The organism is Streptococcus sp. oral taxon 431, assembly GCF_001553685.1.
Taxonomy (GTDB): domain Bacteria; phylum Bacillota; class Bacilli; order Lactobacillales; family Streptococcaceae; genus Streptococcus.
The window spans coordinates 684,202-702,713 of sequence record NZ_CP014264.1 but is presented as its reverse complement, the minus strand read 5'-3'; the positions used below and the strand labels follow the sequence as shown (position 1 = coordinate 702,713).

Sequence of the window (18,512 nt, the reverse complement as noted above, 5' to 3'; positions counted from 1 at the left end):
CAAGGCTTCTAATCAAATCTGTAACTATTGCTCGTTTAATGAAATCTTTCCTTCTTTTTGCTTTTAGAGTTTTGATTGAGTTGACGATTTTGTTCGATACGCCACTCTCGCTCAAAGTAGGACATGGCTTCAAAGACTCTTCGCGGTAAACCGACATCCAGCAAGTAGATTGGGATTTTCAAAACATTTGATTGCTTTGCAGTCGAAAATCTACTTCGTAGACGATTCCATAAAGAATTGGGTTTTATAAAATCCTTGTCAAAAAAATGAACTTCAATAGTATAAAAATCCCTTGAACTTCTTCCACCCTTGATTCTCATAAGAGAAAACGTTTCTACCTGCCCCCAGGAATAAAACTGCCAATCTTTTTTAGGATGTGGCTTATAGGAAAAACCTTGCGCCGTACATTTCAAATACTCTTTATCTGAAAAAAGAAGTCGCAAACGTTCATACAAAATCCACCCAACAATGATGATTAAGAATAAGACAAAGAGTCTTAATGCCACCAATCCCACAGGTGCCTCCTTGGGATAGGTCATCATAAAAGATAGGATCCAAAGAAGAAAAGCTAACTCAACTAAGCAGAGAAGAATAGTCCAGATGATTTTCTTACTGCTCCATTTGATGATTTTTTCTTCCATTAAGCCAACTCACTTAAATATTCATAGCGTTCATATTTTTCAAGCAAGGCTTCATTCTTCTCATCTAACTCTTTTTGAAGAGTAGCTAGCTTCCCAAAGTCAGAGCCATTGGCCTGCATTTCCTCTTCAATAACAGAGATACGATTTTCCAAGGCTTCGATATCACTTTCAATACTTGCCCACTCCTGCTTTTCTTGGTAGGTCATTCGTTTCTTCTCTTCACGGACTTTGACGACTTTTTCCTTCTCAGCCTTTTGAACTTGACTTGTTGCTTCTGCTTCGAAGGCTTTTTCATCTAGGTAGTCGGTATAGTGGCCAAAGAACGGACGTATGATGCCATTCTCAAAAGCAAGAATCTTAGTCGCCACCTTATCAAGGAAATAACGGTCGTGACTAACTGTCAAGACTGGACCTGCAAAACCTTGTAAAAAATTTTCCAGAACAGTTAAGGTCGCAATATCTAAATCATTTGTCGGCTCGTCCAAAAGTAGCACATTGGGTTTTTCCAATAGCAACTTAAGGAGGTAGAGACGTTTTTTCTCACCACCAGACAACTTCTCAATCAAGGTGCCGTGAGTTGAGCGTGGGAAGAGAAATTGTTCTAATAACTCCGCGATAGATGTCGTAGTACCACCGCTAGTCTTAACCTCTTCTGCCACTTCTTGCAGGTAATTGATAACCCGCTTACTCTCATCCAAGCCTTCGATTTGTTGAGAGAAATAGGCGATGCGAACCGTTTCACCGATAATAACCTTTCCTTCAGTCGGTTTCAAACTTCCTGCAATTAGGTTAAGAAGGGTTGACTTCCCAACACCATTGTCACCAACGATTCCGATACGGTCTTTGGCTTGCACTAAAAGGTTAAAATGCTGCAGAATCGGTTTGTCGTCATAGGCAAAGGAAACATCCTTGAACTCAATGACCTTCTTACCGATACGGCTGGTTTCAAAATTCATGCTCAAGTCTGTCTCAACACTAGTATCAGAAACCTCCTTTTTCAAATCATGGAATCGATTGATACGTGCTTGTTGCTTGGTTGCACGAGCCTGTGGTTGTCTGCGCATCCAGGCCAATTCTTGCTTATAAAGTTGCTCTTTTTTGTGAAGAAGAGCTGCATCGCGCTCATCCTGTTCAGCCTTGAGGCGAACATAGTCTTGGTAATTTCCTTGATATTCGGTCAAACCAGCACGGTCCAACTCGAAAATTCTCGTCGAAAGCGCATCTAGGAAATAACGATCATGGGTGATAAAGAGAACCGTTTTCTTGGAATTTTTCAAAAAGAGGGTCAGCCACTCAATCGTGGCAATATCCAAGTGGTTGGTTGGTTCATCCAAAAGCAAAAGATCGTGATTTCCTAACAGCACTTGGGCCAACTGAACCCGTCTTCGCAGACCACCAGACAAAGCTCCAACAGGAGTTGATAAGTCTTGAATGCCTAGTTTACTGAGAACAGTCTTGACTTGACTCTCAATTTCCCAAGCTTGGAGGGAATCCATCTCAGCCATAACCCGTTCTAAACGAGCCTGCTTATCCTCACTATAGTTGAGCATGAGTAGTTCATATTCACGTATCAGCTGGATTTCTTTCAAATCACTTGATAGGACAGTATCCAAGACAGTCTTGCCATCATCAAAATCCGGATCCTGGGTTAGATAGCCAATCTTGTAATCGCTCTTTGCTGAAAATGGGCTAACATCGCCATCAAAACCTGAAACGCCTGAAAGAACATCTAATAAGGTCGTCTTTCCTGTTCCATTGACACCAATGAGTCCTATGTGGTCCAATTCATGGATAATAAAGGAAATATCCTTAAAGACAGTCTTATCACCAACAGATTTACTTAGTTTTTCAACAATAAAATCACTCATTTTTTCTCCCTCAAGTAAGCATGGATGGCTTCCAAGTTATTTTCCAAATCCCCATCCACGATAGCATACTCAATCTCTGCTAAAATTTCTCCCATTTCTGGTCCTGGCTGATAGCCGTATTCCTTGATGAGAATCCCACCATTGATTTGAATTTCTTTCTTATCATGGATGGTTAGGCTGTGGTAAGTCTCTTCGATAGCCTGTGGATTGACTTCTTTTCCTTGAGCCTGACGAAGATGTTCAGCCTGTAAAAGTAAATCTAGATCAAAACGGTAACAATCGCGCTTGCTTAGTTCACCTTCTTCACGAAGTTCTAAGATCGTAAGTAAATCTTGAACCTGCTTAGCGAATTGACGCGAAGTTTTCCAATGTTTCAAAAATTGTTGCGCATCTTCCACTTCTAAAACCCATAAAAGTGCAGCCCAGGCTTGTTCAGAAGATTCAAAGGTAAAATCAGCATCTAAGTCAAATAAAGATTGGAGGTTCTCCTGACTACCAGCCATATCCGGAAGATAATCATAAGCTTTACTTGCAATCATAGAAGACAGACCTACTCGCCAATAGGGAGCCAGTAAAAGCTTATCAAACTCGACAAAGGTGCGCTCCACAGAAATCTTCTCTAAGAGTGGTGTCAGATCTTTCATAGCTTCAAAGGTTTCTTGCTCAAGCTCAAAGCCAAGACTGGCCTGAAAACGGAAACCACGCATAATCCGCAAAGCATCTTCGTTGAAACGCTCACTAGCTACACCAACTGCTCGTAAAACTTGATTTTCTAAATCTCTCAAACCATCGAACAAATCAATGATTTCGCCCATCTCATCCAAGGCAAAGGCATTGACTGTGAAATCACGGCGTTTGAGGTCCTCTTCTAACGAACGAACAAAAGAAACTGAACTTGGTCTCCGATAGTCTACATAGACATCCTCTGTTCGAAAAGTGGTGACCTCGTACTCTTCATCTCCATCTAAAACCAAAACTGTTCCGTGTTCAATGCCAATGTCAGCTGTCCGTGGAAAAATCTGCTTGGTCTCTTCTGGATAAGATGAAGTCGCAATATCCACATCATGGATGGGACGATTGAGTAGGGCATCCCTAACAGAACCTCCAACAAAATAGGCTTCAAAGCCTGCTTCTTTAATTTTTTCTAATACTGGTAAAGCCTTCTGAAATTCAGAAGGCATTTGTGTTAATCTCATAATAAGTGTTCTAATCCATAGACAAGCTCATGACGCTTGACAACTTCTTTGATTCCCAAATTCACCCCTGTCATGAAGGAGCTACGATCATAGGAGTCATGACGTAGAGTCAATCCTTCTCCCTGATTTCCAAATATAACTTCCTGATGAGCTACCAAACCTGGCAAACGGACTGAATGGATTCGCATACCATCAAAGTTAGCTCCACGTGCCCCTGAAATGAGTTCTTCCTCATCACTAGCACCTTGTTGGATAGACTCACGAACTTCTGCCATCAATTCCGCTGTTTTGATAGCTGTTCCGCTCGGAGCATCTTTTTTCTTGTCATGGTGAAGCTCAATAATCTCTACATTTGGGAAGTATTTTGCAGCTTGTGTCGCAAATTGCATGAGCAAGACAGCACCCAAAGCAAAGTTAGGAGCAATCAAGCCACCCAAGTTTTTAGAACGAGAAAATTCTTTTAGTTCTTCAATCTCTTGACTAGTGAAACCTGTTGTTCCAACTACTGGAGCAAAGCCATTTTCAAGAGCAAAGCGTGTATTCTCATAGGCAACAGCTGGTGTTGTAAAGTCAACCCATACATCTGCCTCAAAACCTGTCAAATCATTCTTATCATTGAATACTGGAATTCCCTGCCAGTCAGATGCAGACTCAAAAGGATCTAAAACCGCTACCAGTTCAAGTTCAGAATCAGACAAAACCATTTGACAAGCAGATTGGCCCATTCTTCCCTTAAAACCAGCAATAATTACTCGAATACTCATCTCAATCTCTACTCCTATTTAAGATACAAAGGACCTTAGCTGCCCATGAAAAATAGGGAATGGCGCTGACTTTCCACGAAAGGCAAGACAGGCATCTTTTTTCAAGAGGCAGGTAGTCCGTATTCAATTTCTAAGATACAAAGCCTGTAAGAACACAAAGTGAAATTAGGAGTTCTGATCAAGGAGTGTATACTTCTTGGAAGAACTATCTATTTCACACTGGGTTCCATGCGTGTTCAATTTTCAAGATACAAAGGACCTTTGCTGCCCATGAAAAATAGTCTAGATTATGGGTGTATATCCCAGAGCAATACTTCCTTCTCCCAGGTGAGTCCCAATAACACTACCGAAGGTTGCAATTGAAACATCTGTAGCCACTCCACCATCGATTAAAAGCTGGCGCAAATCTGCTGCTTTTTGAGGAGCATTACCGTGAATGACAGTAATCTGGTAATTCCCATTAGCTGTTGCTTCTTTAACAATTTCAACTAAGCGTTTTGTAGCCTTTTTCTCTGTACGAACCTTTTCATATACTTCTATCACACCTTGGTCATTGAAATATAGGATTGGCTTGATACTTAGGAGATTCCCCAAAATAGCCGCGCCATTAGAGAGTCGTCCCCCCTTAACTAGATGGTCAAGATCATCCACCATGATAAAGGCTGAGGTATTTTCAATCTGTTCAGTTACTTTATCTAAGATAGACTCAAAGCCATCTCCTTGCTCTGCCCATTTCAAGACACTCTCAACCATATAGCCTAGGGGAGCGCTTGTAATACGGGTATCAGGAAAGGCAATGGTTAACCCTTCATATTCATCCTTCATATACTGGATATTTTGGTAAAATCCTGATATTCCAGAAGATAGGAAAAGACCTAAGGCATGTGTATAGCCTTTAGCTTTTAATGATGATAAAATTTCATCCAACTTGGCAATACTTGGTTGGCTCGTTTTTGGTAATTCGCTTGCTGAAGCCATTTTTTCATAAAATTCTTGAGCGGTTAGATTTACACCTTCAACATACTCCTGTCCATCGATATTCACAGGAATGTCTAGCACAAATAAATCTTCTTTCCGCAAGGTTTCCGCTTGTAGAAAAGCAGATGAGTCTGTTATGACCGCTAACTTCATTTCTTAAAACTCCAAATTAATTCCCGGTAAATCAAGGGCAATTTCTGTTACTTCATAAGTCAAACGATTAAGCATATCCAAACATGGACGTGCTAGTGTCTCAACCTCTTCTTGGCTGAAATCACTTGGTTGATCGATAATACGACCTTCAACATGGTTGACTTGAGAAATCGTTCCACTAATGACAAATCTATCAAAGACAATCATAAAGCTCAAAACAACTACTAAAGAGGTAACTTGATTTTCTTGATCATGCTGAAGCAACTGGAAGTTTACATCTACCTTAGTTTCAGGTGCTCCATTTTCATTTTCCCATTCAAAGTTACGCGCATCAAAGTGATACTGACTGACAAATTCTTGTTCACGTTTTAAATTCATTTTCATCTCCATTGGTACAATATAGTTGCCATTGTACCATATTTTTTTATTTTCTGCTAGATTTACTAAATACCAATCTCAGTTTTAACAACTTCAGCAATAGTGTCTACATAGTAGTCTACTTCCTCAGTGGTTGGGGCTTCAGCCATGACACGCAAGAGTGGCTCCGTTCCACTTGGGCGAACGAGGATGCGACCATTTCCTGCCATTTCTTCTTCCATCTTCTCGATAATAGCTTTGATAGCAGGAACTTCCATAGCTTTTTCTTTCATGGTATTTTCCACACGGATATTGACCAATTTTTGTGGGTAAATTGTCACTTCTGAGGCCAATTGAGACAAACTCTTACCTGTTTCTTGCATGATCTTCGTCAATTGAACAGCTGAAAGCTGACCATCACCAGTAGTATTATAGTCCATCAAGATAACGTGACCTGACTGCTCACCTCCGAGATTGTAGCCAGATTTTCTCATTTCTTCAACTACATAGCGGTCTCCAACAGCAGTAACTGCCTTATTGATCCCTTCACGATCCAAGGCCTTATGGAAACCGAGGTTGGACATAACTGTTGTCACAATCGTGTTTTGAGCCAATTGACCTTTTTCAGAGAGGTATTTCCCAATGATGTACATAATCTTGTCACCATCGACAATTTCGCCATTTTCATCAACAGCAATCAAACGGTCGCTATCCCCATCAAAGGCTAAACCGATAGCTGACCCGCTTTCTTTTACAAGTTCTTGCAAAGCTTCTGGATGAGTTGAACCAACGTTCAAGTTGATGTTAAGGCCATCTGGTGTTTCACCGATAACTGTTAATTGAGCACCTAGATCTGCAAAAATTTGACGAGCACTTGTTGCTGCTGCACCGTTAGCAGTATCCAAGGCAACCTTCATCCCTTCAAGAGGAGTTCCAGTTGAAACAAGATAGGATTCATACTTACGTAAACCTTCTGGGTAGTCAACAACCGTACCTAAGCCCTCTGCACTTGGACGTGGGAGAGTATCTTCACTGGCATCTAGCAAGGCTTCGATTTCTGCTTCTTTGTCATCGTCTAGTTTAAAGCCATCACCACCAAAGAATTTGATTCCATTATCAAGGGCTGGGTTGTGACTAGCTGAAATCATGACACCAGCGCTCGCACCTTCTGTTTTAACAAGATAAGCTACTGCTGGTGTTGCAAGAACTCCAAGCTTATAAACGTGAATTCCCACTGAAAGAAGTCCAGCAATCAAAGCTGCTTCAAGCATTTGACCTGAGATACGAGTGTCACGTCCTACAAAAACTTTTGGCGCTTCAGTCGTATGTTGACTGAGAACATAGCCTCCAAAACGTCCCAATTTAAAAGCTAATTCTGGCGTAAGTTCTACGTTTGCTTCTCCACGGACTCCATCCGTTCCAAAATATTTACCCATGTTATATCCTTTTCTAATTTTTTAGTCTTTCTTTGAAGAGTCTGGTTTGGTTTCAGGCCCTGTAGTAGAAGATTTCGTTGAAGATGAGCTAGTCGTTGAAGAGGTAGAACTACTTGTTGATCTAGCTTGTTTCGTTGTTATCTTCATGGTTGTTTCATACGGTGTAATCACCGTTGGTAAAACTGTTCCATTCTTATCAATAGCTTGTAAGGGAACTGAACCTGTATAATTTCCAGTAATTTTTTCACTAGTTGGTAAAACAGCCACAATCTTATCAATCTTAGATAAGGTGTCGGCATCACTTGTAACTGAAACGCGTTCATCTGAAACGGTCACACTATCGATGAGAATTCGTTCATCAACCTTACCAGAGTCGATCTGTGGAGTGACTGGTAAATTATCCCGTGTTGCCTTCTTCCCAATTTTAACGGTGATTTTTTGTGGTGTTGCTAGAGCTGTTAAACCGCTTGGAAGATTCTCAATGGTCAAGGGAACTTCAACGGTTCCTTCTGTCGCCTGTGTCAAATCTGCAATAACCTTGAATTTACGAGTGCTTTCTTGCATCTCACTAGCCAAGGTCACTCGATTAGATCCAGTTAAAAATACCGTTACTTCTGAACTAAAACCGCTAATAAAATACTGCTCACTATCGTACTGAATATCAATCGGTACATTTACGACCGTATTGGTATAGGTTTCTGTTCGAGCTGGTCTTGCATTATTATTATTTTGGTAATTAATAGAGGTAGCGTAGATAAATAAAACGCAAGCAAATAGGAGTGAGGAGATGATATATAAACTATTTTTTTTCATTCTTCCAGCCTCCTAATATACGCTCTGTTAAGCTTGGCTCTTGTGAATTTTCCGGAATCAGTATACGACGTAGTTCTTCCTCAAATTCTTCCATCGTTAAATCATGCTTAAAGACACCATTATAGGTAATGGAAATGCCTCCAGTTTCTTCTGACACAACAAATGTTAAGGCGTCTGATACTTCAGATAAACCAATAGCTGCACGGTGTCGTGTTCCAAACTCCTTAGAAATACCAGTGTTTTCGGTAAGTGGAAGATAAGCAGATGTTACAGCTATTCGATCCCCTTTTATAATGACTGCACCATCATGTAAAGGTGTGTTTGGAATGAAGATATTGATTAAGAGTTCTGCAGAAATCTTAGCATCTAAAGGAATCCCCGTGGAAATATATTCCTGCAAGGTTCTGACACGCTGAACAGAGACCAGTGCTCCAATTTTACGAGGGCTCATATATTCTACCGCTTTAACAAAGGCCTGAATCATCTGTTCTTCTGAACTCATTGGTGTACTTGAAAAGAAATCAGTCGCACGTCCCAAACGCTCTAAACCTGTCCGAATTTCTGGAGAGAAAATAACTACCGCTGCGATAACACCGTAAGTAATCAATTGATTGATCAACCAGGAAATAGTTGTCAAGCCTAGGGTATTTGCTGCTATCTGAGCTAAGATAAAAACTAAAACACCTCGAACCAGGATCATAATCTTGGTTCCTGCAATTGATTTTGTAAATTGGTATAAGATATAGGCAACGATAAGAATATCAATCACATTTATCAGAATACTCCAAGGACTGGAAAATAAACTAGACCAGTATTGAAGATTAGATAATTGTTGAAAATTCATTCTAGGCCTCCTCTCCATAAAAAAGCTACTCTTCATTATATCATTTTATATGAAAATTTTCTTCCCCCTACTTCATTTTAAATTGGTAGAAAATATGATAGAATAAAATGATAGAAATGAATTAAGGAGAAACCATGTCTGAACTATATGATATTACCATTGTAGGAGGTGGACCTGTTGGTCTTTTCGCAGCCTTTTATGCTCACCTTCGTCAAGCCAAAGTACAAATCATCGATTCTCTTCCTCAACTAGGTGGTCAGCCTGCTATCCTATATCCTGAAAAACAAATTCTCGATGTTCCTGGTTTTCCAAACCTCACAGGGGAAGAATTGACTAACCGCCTTTTGGAACAACTTGAAGGGTTTGAGACACCTGTTCACCTCAATGAAACTGTTCTTGAGATTGAAAAAGGGGATGATGTTTTTAAGATTACAACTAATAAGGGAAATCATACTTCTAAAACCGTTATTATTGCTATGGGTGGTGGTGCCTTTAAACCACGTCCACTCGAATTAGAAGGGGTTGAAGGCTATGACAATATCCACTACCACGTTTCTAATATTCAACAATACGCTGGTCAGAAGGTAACCATCCTGGGTGGTGGTGACTCAGCCGTTGACTGGGCTTTAGCTTTTGAGAAGATTGCTCCAACTACACTTGTGCATCGTCGCGATAACTTCCGTGCTCTTGAGCATAGCGTCCAAGCCTTGCAAGAGTCTTCTGTGACTATCAAAACACCTTTTGTGCCAAGTCAGCTTCTTGGAGATGGAAAAACTTTAGACAAGCTTGAAATCACAAAAGTTAAATCCGAGGAGACAGAAAGCATTGAGTTGGGCCACCTCTTTGTCAACTATGGCTTCAAATCTTCTGTAGGTAATCTTAAAAAATGGGGACTTGACCTTAACCGTCACAAGATTATCGTCAATAGCAAGCAGGAATCAAGCCAAGCTGGAATTTACGCTATCGGTGACTGCTGCTACTACGAAGGTAAGATTGACTTGATTGCAACCGGTCTAGGTGAAGCACCAACTGCTGTCAACAATGCCATTAACTACATCGACCCAGAACAAAAAGTTCAACCAAAACACTCTACAAGTCTATAAGAAAAGAACCACGAATCATACGATTCGTGGTTTTTACAGTTCCTCTGCGATTTTGTTAATCTTTCTCAGTCGATGATTGACACCACTTTTGGTGAGTGGATTTGTCAGACTATCTGCCAACTTTTGAATAGAATAGTCTGGATGCTGGATACGCAGACGGGCGACTTCCTGCAAGTCTGCTGGAAGATTATCCAAGCCAATTCTATCTTTGATTTTACTGATATTGTTAATGGTTTTCATACTCGCTGAAACCGTACGAGCAATATTAGCCGTCTCTGCATTATTGGCACGATTGAGATCATTACGAGTTTCTCGGAGAATCTTGACACCTTCAAAAGTATCTCGCGCCTGCATGGCTCCCACCAAAATCAGGAAATCCATAATATCTTCTGCTCGCTGGAGATAGGTCACTGCACCTTTTTTTCGTTCAATCACCTTGGCATCTAACAAAAACTGCTGCAAAAGCGAAGCAATCCCTTGGGCATGATCTAGATAAACTGAACTAATTTCCAGCTGATACTTGCCTGACTCGGGATCACGAATGCTGCCATTCGCTAAGAAGGCTCCACAAAGATAGGCACGTCCTGCTTCTTCATCTCCTAAAATATCTGGATCAATTCCCGTCTCCAGACCAAAGAAAGAATCGGCCAAACGCAAATCAGCTAAAAGTTCTTGAACTTGCTCATCTGTAAACACAGTATAGACGCGATTTTTCCGTAGATTACTTCTCTGATGATGACGAATCTCCGACTTGATGCCATAGAAGTGTAAGAAAGATTCATAGAGATGGCGGGCAAGTTTGGCACTCTCTGTAACAACGGACAAGGTCAAGCCAGAACTCGACAAACCTACGCTTCCAGACATCTTGATAATGGCTGATAACTCATAGCGACTCAGATGATGCTGACCTAGGATTTCTTCTTTTACTGCTACTGTGAAACTCATTTTCTCACCTGTATGATGCGCATCAATTCATCAACGATTAAATCCCCATCGTGGAAGGCGCCACCATTTTCCAAACGTAAGAAATTGGATGAAATGACACGTGGGACTTCCTTACGTAAGCCTTCAAAATCATGCTCAACCTGTACTAAATACTCATCAAAACGGTTGGTATCCATATAATCTCTAGGTACCTTCTCGATATTAACAAGCACAGTATCAATAAATGGTCTACCCAAATGACGTTGCAAGACTTCTACGTGGTCACTGTCTGTGAAATGCTCTGTCTCGCCACGCTGGGTCATGATATTGCAAACATAAGCCACCTCAGCCTTAGTCTCAAGAAGTGCCTGGCCGATTTCCTCAATAACAATATTAGGCAAAATGGAGGTAAAGAGTGAACCAGGCCCTAAGACAATCATATCACTCTCAAGAATGGTATTAACAACTCGACGACTTGCTTGTGGTTTTTCATCATCCAGGGTATTGGTGACGTAAACATGATCAATCATGCCTGGATGGTCTGCAATGTGACTTTCCCCAACTACTTCTGAACCATCTTTAAAGACTGCGTGCAAGGTTAAGGGATGATCACTAGATGGATAAATCTTACCTGTCGTATGGAAAAATTTACTCAGTAATTGCATAGCATTATAGGTTGAACCCTGCATTTCAGAAAGCCCTGCTATGAGAATATTCCCCAGAGGATGTCCAGCAAAGGCACCTGCATCCTCCGAAAAGCGGTATTGAAAAACCTTCTCATAGAACTTTGGCATATCTGACATGGCAACAAGTACATTGCGTAAATCCCCAGGTGGTGTCAACTGCTGCATATTTTTACGCAGTTCACCTGAAGAACCTCCATCATCAGCTACGGTTACAATCGCTGCGATCTCGACATCCTTTTCCCTTAAACTTTTTAAGATAACTGGGATTCCAGTTCCTCCACCGATCACCGTAATTTTTGGTTTTCTCATGAACGGTTTACCGTTTCCTTTCTTCGATCTTTATCACGATGACTTTCATTTACAGACCAATTCTTAGACAAATCATTGGCTAAGCGTTTGGCAAATGCAACACTTCGGTGTTGTCCACCTGTACAACCTACAGCAATGGTTAAAACTGATTTGCCCTCTTTTTTATAGCCAGGTAGGATTGGTTCGATCAAGGCCAGCAAATGGCGGTAAAAATCTTCAGATTCTTCATGATTCATGACATAGTCATAAACGGCCTGGTCTTCACCTGTCTGATTGCGAAGTTCTGGTAGATAGTAGGGATTTGGGAGGAAACGGACATCAAAAACTAAGTCAGCATCAATTGGAATGCCGTATTTAAACCCGAAAGACATAATCTCAATACGGAAGGACTGAGCCTGTTCTTGATCTGAAAATTGCTCTGCAATCGTCTTACGAAGTTCACGGGGAGTTAACTCTGTTGTGTCTACTACGTTTTGACTCATATTTTTCAAGGGTGCCAAAAGTTCGCGTTCCAACTTAATCCCGTCCAAGATACGACCATCTGCTGCCAGAGGGTGACTTCTTCTAGTTTCCTTATAGCGTGCCACCAATTCCTTATCTGCTGCATCCAAAAAGAGGATTTTAAAGTCCAAATCATCTTGATTTTCCAATTCATCCAAGACAGCCTGAATCTCTGAGAAGAAAGAACGGCTACGCATATCCACCACTAGGGCTAACTTGTGGTCATCATCCTTGGTCTCAACCAACTGCAAAAATTTTGGTAAGAGGGCAGGCGGCATATTATCAATGGTAAAATATCCTAAATCCTCAAAGGATTGAATGGCTACAGTTTTTCCTGCACCACTCATTCCTGTCACAATCACCAGGTGAAGTTGTTTCTTTGTCATCATTGTCTCCTTATATCAAAAGAAGTTTGGAAGAACCAAACTTCAACTCGCTTATCCAATCTCTGCGATGACTTCAATTTCGACTTTTACATCGCGAGGAAGACGAGCTACTTCTACAGCTGAACGAGCTGGAAATTCCTTGTTAAAGGCTGTTTGGTAAACCTCGTTAAAAGGTACAAAGTCGTTCATATCACTCAAGAAGCAAGTTGTTTTAACAACATGGTCAAAATCTGTTCCTGCTTCTGCTAAAATAGCTCCAATATTTTTCAAGACTTGTTCTGTCTGTTCTTGGATTGTTTCTCCTACGATTTCTCCAGTTTCAGGAGATAGAGGTACTTGACCGCTAGCGAACAAAAGGTTGCCAACGATTTTTCCTTGAACGTAAGGTCCGATTGCCTTTGGAGCTTTATCTGTATGAATTGTTTTTGCCATTTGTATTCCTCACAATTTTTCTAAAATAGCATCCCAAGCTTGGTCCATTCCTGCTTTTGTCACTGAAGAAAAGAGGATGAAATCATCACTTGGATCAAAGTTTAATTTCTTTTTAATAGCTGATTCGTGCTTATTCCATTTACCACGCGGAATCTTATCTGCTTTAGTCGCCACAATGATGACAGGAATTTCGTAATATTTAAGAAATTCGTACATCTGTACATCATCAGCCGTCGGATCATGGCGAAGGTCTACAAGACTAACAACCGCTCGAAGATTTTCTCGAGTAGTCAAGTACTCTTCAATCATACGACCCCATTTTTCACGTTCCTTTTTGGAAACACGGGCATAACCATAGCCGGGCACATCCACAAAACGCATCTTATCATCAATATTAAAGAAATTGAGTAGTTGTGTTTTTCCTGGTTTTCCAGAGGTACGAGCTAGATTCTTACGATTGAGCATGGTATTGATGAAACTAGATTTCCCAACATTAGAGCGACCTGCAAGAGCAATCTCAGGAAGTTCATCCTGCGGATAGTGGGACTTGTTGGCAGCACTCAGTAAAATCTCAGCATTGTGTGTATTGATTTCCATAGTCACCTCTAGGCTGTCTCTAGGATTGGCTTAGCCGTTCCGTCAACCGCTTCTTTTGTGATACGAACTGTTTTCACATTTTCTTGACTTGGAACTTCAAACATAACGTCTAGCATAGTTTCTTCGATGATTGAGCGAAGACCACGTGCACCAGTTTTGCGTTCGATTGCTTTATTGGCAATTTCCTGGAGGGCTTCGTCGTCAAATTCTAACTCAACATCATCATAAGAAAGCAAGGTCTGGTATTGTTTGACCAAGGCATTTCTTGGCTCTTTCAAAATGCGAACCAAGTCATCTACTGTCAATTGCTCCAGAGCTGCAAAGACAGGCAAGCGCCCAATCAACTCAGGGATAATACCGAATTTTTGAATGTCCTCTGCAATGATTTCTTGCATGTATGAGCTGTTTTCGTCAATAGCCTTGTTATTTTGTCCGAAACCGATAACTTTTTCACCAAGACGCTGTTTGACAATTTCTTCGATTCCATCAAAGGCCCCACCCACAATGAAGAGGATATTCTTGGTATCCACTTGAATCATTTCTTGTTGAGGATGTTTACGTCCTCCTTGAGGTGGTACGCTAGCTACAGTTCCTTCGATAATCTTGAGGAGGGCTTGTTGCACCCCTTCACCAGAAACATCACGTGTGATAGAGACATTTTCGCTCTTCTTAGCAATCTTGTCAATCTCATCCACGTAGATAATTCCACGTTCTGCACGTTCGATGTTAAAGTCAGCAGCTTGCAAGAGTTTGAGGAGGATATTTTCCACGTCCTCACCTACATAGCCAGCCTCAGTAAGGGCTGTTGCATCAGCAATAGCAAATGGTACATTCAAACTTCTAGCAAGGGTTTGAGCAAGGAAAGTCTTCCCAGAACCAGTTGGGCCAATCATCAAAATGTTTGACTTTTGCAAATCCACATCTTCTGATTCTTCACGAGTGTCATGGAAATTGATGCGTTTGTAGTGGTTATATACAGCAACTGCCAAAGCACGTTTGGCACGATCTTGACCAATCACATAGTGGTTCAAAATGTTTAGGAGTTCGATTGGTTTTGGTACTTCAGACAAGTCTGCCAAGACTTCCTCAGCCAACTCCTCACGAATAATCTCCTGGGCCAACTCCACACATTCATTACAGATAAAGGCATTGTTCCCAGCGATTATTTTTTTTACTTCTTCTTGGCTTTTGCCACAAAATGAGCAATAAACCATCATATCATTTTTCCTATTTGTAGGCATGATTCCCTTCCGTTCTAAATGATTTTTCTATCTAAAATAAGGTCATATAAAAAGCATGAATGCTATTCACCAAGTTTGTAAAAGCATTTAGCCAAAGTAGAGTAGCAAGTCCAAAGCGCTTTTTACGAAAAGCGTGTGATCCAGCCACAAGACAGACAGCACACAAAAGAGCTGTAAAAAATCCAAAAATACTGCGCTCCATTAGACTTCCTTTCTCTTTCTATATTCGATGGTAAAATCATAGGCATTTTTCTCATCTTTGCTATAAGATTTGCTTGTAACAGTCTCAAAAACAGTCAAGTCAAAATCTGCTGGAAAAAAAGTATCCCCTTCAACTTGAGCATGGATTTGTGTCACAATAATCTCATCAAGATAAGCTTCAAAAAGCTGAAAAATCTGCTTGCCCCCAATGATATAGAGATTTTTATCCTGGTTATGGTACCAGTCTAAAACATCCTCAACATTTTGGAAAAAAAGAGCACCCTCAATTGACTCTTCAGGATTGCGCGTCAAAATCAGAGTCTCACGTCCTGGAAGCAATCGTCGTCCCATTCCATCAAAGGTGACACGTCCCATCAAGATGGCATGATTCAAGGTTGTTTCTTTAAAATGTTTTAACTCTGCTGGCAAATGCCATGGTAAGCGATCCTCTTTTCCAATTACACCCTTTTCATCTTGAGCCCAGATGGCTACGATTTTCTTTGTCATGCTTTCATCCTTTTTATTGATAGTTCTATTTTATCAAAAATCTTCAAAAAAGACTGTTTTGGAACGCCCACCCAAATAGAAAAAATCCGTAGAAGTTTTCTACGGATTTTTGACAAAATAGAGTATCTTACAAACCAGGTGCTTGTCCTAATTCTGCAGCAAGCATCCAGACTGTTTTTTCAAGATCTGCCTTAGCACCAACGAAGATATCGTTTGTTACATCATCACCTTCTTCATCAGTTACATCCAAAGCTTTTTGGAAAAGAGTGATGAGGTAACGATAAATTTCAAGAACACGTTCCAAACTTTCTTCTACGTTGCGGAACTCTCCAACTTCTTCTTCGATTTCACTGTGTTGAAGAAACTCTGTCAGAGTAGAGTATGGTTTGCCACCAAGAGTGATCAAACGCTCGCTGATTTCGTCAAGGTAACCATCAAGGCTATCCATGTATTCATCCATCTTAGGATGCCATACCATGAATCCACGTCCACGCATGTACCAGTGTACTTGATGAAGAGCGATATGGGCTACATACAAGTCTGCTACTGATTGATTCAAAACTTCCTTTGTATTTACTAGCGCTTCTGCCGCTGGTTTAGATAATGTTGCTACGTCTTTTACTGCTTCTTTTTTCAATTCTACCATCTTTCTCACCTCATGATTATTTTTTGTAACCATCTTTATTGATTACTATTTTAGTATACTACTCCCAGTAGACAAAAGCAAGGGAATTAACTCATATTAAAAAAGTTCTAATAGACTGATAATTTAAGAATAGGAAACTGTAATTTTTAGTTGTTTTCTGTGCCTTTCCCAGAGAATTGACTTTGATAAAGGTCATAATAGAAACCTTTTGCAGCTAGGAGACTTTCATGATTTCCTTGTTCGATTATCTGTCCATCTTTAAGTACCAATATCTTGTCAGCTTCCTGAATAGTCGAAAGTCGATGGGCAATAACAAAACTTGTTCTCCCCTTCATCAAACGTTTCATGGCCTTTTGAATCAAGAGCTCTAGACGAGTATCGACTGATGAGGTTGCTTCGTCCAAAATTAAGATTTTTGGATCCGCTAAGAGAGCACGTGCGATAGTCAAAAGTTGTTTCTGACCAAGAGAAATATTGCTAGATTCTTGATTCATCTCCATGTTATAGCCACCAGGAAGAGTGCGAATAAAGTGGTCAACATTGGCCGCCTTAGCCGCCTCAACGATTTCTTCATCTGTTGCATCCAAATTTCCAAAGCGAAGATTTTCCTTGATGCTACCTTCATAGAGCCAGGCATCCTGTAAGACCATGCCAAACTGGCGACGATAGTCCTGACGAGACAAGTCACGAATATCTTGGCCATCCACTAAAATAGCACCAGCTGTTACATCGTAAAAACGCATGAGAAGGTTAATCAAGGTTGTTTTACCTGCTCCAGTTGGTCCTACGATGGCTACCATCTCTCCAGGTTCAACATCTAAGTTGAAATTACGAATCAATGGTTTATTTTCCACATATCGGAAATCAACATTCTTGAAGCTAACTTGACCTGTCAACGGCGCCAACTCTTTTACTTCAGCAGTTTGAACTTCTTCCTGTTCATCTAAAACTTCAAAGACACGGTCAAGCGAAGACTTAGCACTTTGCATTTGTCCTGCTAATTGAGTGATATTTTGGATCGGTTGACTGACCTGCCACACATACTGAACGAAAGCCTGCATATTACCGATCGTCAAGCGACCTGCAATAACCTGCAAACCACCTAAGACAGCTACAATTAAGTATGTTAAATCAGAAACGATATGAAGGGCAGGCATCATCAAACCTGAAATAAAGCTCGCCTTGAATCCAACCCGCTGCAATTCATCCGTAATTTTTTCAAATCTCTCTTGAGAGTTTTCTTCGCGTCCGAAAAGTTTGAGGACATTAAAACCTGTCAAGTTTTCTTGCACAAAACCATTCATGCGTCCTAAGATAGCTGCCTGCTGTTTAAAGTATGGTTGCGAACGATTCAGAATTGTTTTAGCCCCAAAATAAGTTATCGGAATCGACAAGATAACAATGATAGCCAACTGAATATTTAGATAGAGAACCATTCCCATAACAAAAAGAATGGTAAAGACTGCATTGACAATCTGTAAGAAGGATTGTTGAAGAGCATTTGAAACAGTTTCAACATCACTGGTAAAACGGCCTAACAAATCTCCAAACTGGTGCTTATCAAAGTAAGACACAGGAATACGATTGATTTTTTCACTCATTTCATTTCGCAAATCCTTTATCATGGACTGCACCGCATTGGTCATAAAGTAGTTTGAATAGTAAGACCCCAACTCATAAAGAAGACCACGCAAGAGATAAATCACTAGAATTACTGCGATATAGCTGGTATTGATACCCGCTCCTGCAACACCATTTGCCATAGCAAGGAGGTTGCTGGTTAACTCAGTGATAGCAAGCCCCAATACGAATGGCTCGATAACACTCATAACGACGCTGACTATTTTCAAGAAGACTGCAAAGAAAACAGAGAAACGGTAGGCTTTTAAATAGCTCCATAGACGAGCTAGACTAGATTGATGTTTCATC

19 protein-coding genes are annotated in these 18,512 nt (G+C 40.6%); 1 reads left to right on the top strand and 18 read right to left on the bottom strand.

What is annotated here, in order from left to right; translation table 11 throughout:
• Nucleotides 1–35: 35 nt before the first annotated feature.
• The 9 genes from AXE83_RS03390 to cdaA form a co-directional block, all read right to left on the bottom strand.
• A complete protein-coding gene (locus tag AXE83_RS03390; protein WP_060955438.1) occupies nucleotides 36–641 on the bottom strand; it encodes a hypothetical protein in 606 nt (201 codons plus the stop codon).
• Nucleotides 641–2,509 (bottom strand): ABC-F family ATP-binding cassette domain-containing protein, encoded by a 1,869-nt coding sequence (locus AXE83_RS03385; protein WP_060955437.1) that lies wholly within the window; start codon nucleotides 2,507–2,509, stop codon nucleotides 641–643. The genes AXE83_RS03390 and AXE83_RS03385 overlap by 1 nt, the downstream gene beginning before the upstream one ends.
• A complete protein-coding gene (locus AXE83_RS03380; RefSeq protein ID WP_083500977.1) occupies nucleotides 2,506–3,705 on the bottom strand; it encodes a CCA tRNA nucleotidyltransferase in 1,200 nt (399 codons plus the stop codon). The genes AXE83_RS03385 and AXE83_RS03380 overlap by 4 nt, the downstream gene beginning before the upstream one ends.
• Entirely contained in the window at nucleotides 3,702–4,469 is a 768-nt protein-coding gene (gene dapB / locus AXE83_RS03375; protein ID WP_060955435.1) for a 4-hydroxy-tetrahydrodipicolinate reductase, read from the bottom strand. The genes AXE83_RS03380 and dapB overlap by 4 nt, the downstream gene beginning before the upstream one ends.
• A gap of 282 nt (nucleotides 4,470–4,751) precedes the next feature.
• Nucleotides 4,752–5,600, bottom strand: a complete 849-nt coding sequence (locus tag AXE83_RS03370; protein ID WP_060955434.1) for a DegV family protein — start codon at nucleotides 5,598–5,600, stop codon at nucleotides 4,752–4,754.
• Between the two features lie 3 nt (nucleotides 5,601–5,603).
• Nucleotides 5,604–5,978, bottom strand: coding sequence for a DUF1149 family protein (locus tag AXE83_RS03365; RefSeq protein ID WP_001050093.1), 375 nt, complete (start codon nucleotides 5,976–5,978; stop codon nucleotides 5,604–5,606).
• 65 nt (nucleotides 5,979–6,043) lie between these two features.
• Nucleotides 6,044–7,393, bottom strand: coding sequence for a phosphoglucosamine mutase (glmM, locus tag AXE83_RS03360; protein WP_060955433.1), 1,350 nt, complete (start codon nucleotides 7,391–7,393; stop codon nucleotides 6,044–6,046).
• Between the two features lie 21 nt (nucleotides 7,394–7,414).
• The gene (locus AXE83_RS03355) at nucleotides 7,415–8,206 is read right to left on the bottom strand and encodes a CdaR family protein (RefSeq protein WP_060955432.1); all 792 of its coding nucleotides are present in this window, start codon (nucleotides 8,204–8,206) and stop codon (nucleotides 7,415–7,417) included.
• A complete protein-coding gene (gene cdaA, locus AXE83_RS03350) occupies nucleotides 8,193–9,050 on the bottom strand; it encodes a diadenylate cyclase CdaA (RefSeq protein ID WP_060955431.1) in 858 nt (285 codons plus the stop codon). The genes AXE83_RS03355 and cdaA overlap by 14 nt, the downstream gene beginning before the upstream one ends.
• Before the next feature lie 134 nt (nucleotides 9,051–9,184).
• Here cdaA and AXE83_RS03345 point away from each other — a divergent pair, with 134 nt between their 5' ends.
• Nucleotides 9,185–10,153 (top strand): NAD(P)/FAD-dependent oxidoreductase, encoded by a 969-nt coding sequence (locus tag AXE83_RS03345; protein WP_060955430.1) that lies wholly within the window; start codon nucleotides 9,185–9,187, stop codon nucleotides 10,151–10,153.
• 33 nt (nucleotides 10,154–10,186) lie between these two features.
• Here the strand turns inward: AXE83_RS03345 and whiA are convergent, their stop codons facing one another.
• From whiA to AXE83_RS03295, 9 genes are all read right to left on the bottom strand, one after another.
• On the bottom strand, nucleotides 10,187–11,098 hold the full coding sequence (whiA, locus tag AXE83_RS03340) for a DNA-binding protein WhiA (protein ID WP_000011302.1): 912 nt from the start codon (nucleotides 11,096–11,098) through the stop codon (nucleotides 10,187–10,189).
• The gene (locus tag AXE83_RS03335; RefSeq protein WP_060955429.1) at nucleotides 11,095–12,072 is read right to left on the bottom strand and encodes a YvcK family protein; all 978 of its coding nucleotides are present in this window, start codon (nucleotides 12,070–12,072) and stop codon (nucleotides 11,095–11,097) included. Before AXE83_RS03335 ends, whiA begins: the two co-directional genes overlap by 4 nt.
• Entirely contained in the window at nucleotides 12,069–12,959 is an 891-nt protein-coding gene (gene rapZ / locus AXE83_RS03330; protein ID WP_060955428.1) for an RNase adapter RapZ, read from the bottom strand. The genes AXE83_RS03335 and rapZ overlap by 4 nt, the downstream gene beginning before the upstream one ends.
• A 51-nt stretch (nucleotides 12,960–13,010) precedes the next feature.
• A complete protein-coding gene (locus AXE83_RS03325; protein ID WP_001140424.1) occupies nucleotides 13,011–13,391 on the bottom strand; it encodes a RidA family protein in 381 nt (126 codons plus the stop codon).
• A gap of 9 nt (nucleotides 13,392–13,400) precedes the next feature.
• Nucleotides 13,401–13,988 (bottom strand): ribosome biogenesis GTP-binding protein YihA/YsxC, encoded by a 588-nt coding sequence (gene yihA / locus AXE83_RS03320; protein ID WP_006148034.1) that lies wholly within the window; start codon nucleotides 13,986–13,988, stop codon nucleotides 13,401–13,403.
• Between the two features lie 8 nt (nucleotides 13,989–13,996).
• Nucleotides 13,997–15,229: an ATP-dependent Clp protease ATP-binding subunit ClpX gene (gene clpX, locus AXE83_RS03315; RefSeq protein ID WP_006145154.1), complete on the bottom strand. Its 1,233-nt coding sequence runs from the start codon at nucleotides 15,227–15,229 to the stop codon at nucleotides 13,997–13,999.
• A 201-nt stretch (nucleotides 15,230–15,430) separates the two neighbouring features.
• Nucleotides 15,431–15,937 carry a dihydrofolate reductase gene (locus AXE83_RS03305; protein ID WP_060955426.1) on the bottom strand — a complete coding sequence of 169 codons (507 nt, stop codon included), beginning with the start codon at nucleotides 15,935–15,937 and terminating at the stop codon, nucleotides 15,431–15,433.
• A gap of 127 nt (nucleotides 15,938–16,064) precedes the next feature.
• Entirely contained in the window at nucleotides 16,065–16,583 is a 519-nt protein-coding gene (locus AXE83_RS03300) for a Dps family protein (protein ID WP_060955425.1), read from the bottom strand.
• A 146-nt stretch (nucleotides 16,584–16,729) separates the two neighbouring features.
• The gene (locus AXE83_RS03295; RefSeq protein WP_060955424.1) at nucleotides 16,730–18,511 is read right to left on the bottom strand and encodes an ABC transporter ATP-binding protein; all 1,782 of its coding nucleotides are present in this window, start codon (nucleotides 18,509–18,511) and stop codon (nucleotides 16,730–16,732) included.
• Between the last annotated feature and the right edge of the window lies 1 nt (nucleotide 18,512).